Source organism: Protofrankia coriariae, from assembly GCF_001017755.1.
Taxonomy (GTDB): Bacteria; Actinomycetota; Actinomycetes; order Frankiales; family Frankiaceae; genus Protofrankia; species Protofrankia coriariae.
Genome location: NZ_JWIO01000003.1, coordinates 79,720 through 80,137, shown reverse-complemented (window position 1 = coordinate 80,137; position 418 = coordinate 79,720). Strand labels below are relative to the sequence as shown.

1 protein-coding gene is annotated in these 418 nt (G+C 67.5%); it reads right to left on the bottom strand.

Annotated features, from left to right (window positions below; genetic code table 11):
- Positions 1 to 418: NADH-quinone oxidoreductase subunit H (locus FrCorBMG51_RS30410; protein WP_235433288.1), on the bottom strand; the 418-nt coding region annotated here is incomplete at both ends.

The window sequence follows — 418 nt, the reverse complement described above, 5'->3', positions numbered from 1 at the left end:
CCGGCCGTACCGGCGGGCGGCGGCCACGGGATCCGGTCCAGACTGGGCGCGTTACGGATGCGCTCCTGTTCGGCGGCCTCAAGGCGTTCCCGGTGTTTGCGCGCACCGGGATCGATGATCGTGATGATGAGCAGGATGCCGGTGGCGATCCCGAAGCCGATCAGCCACGGCGTCCGGTCAGTGACGTTCTCCCGGTAGACCTTGAAGGTCGCCACGGCGAGCAGCCACACCAGCCCGACCGGGATCAGGACCTTCCAGCCGAACGCCATGAACTGGTCGTAGCGCAGCCGGGGCAGCGTGCCGCGCAGCCAGATGAACAGGAACAGGAACGCCAGCAGCTTCAGCACGAACCAGATCACCGGGAACCAGCCGGTGTCGAAGTGCGAGAAGTACGGGATCGGCGGCGGCTGCCACCCGC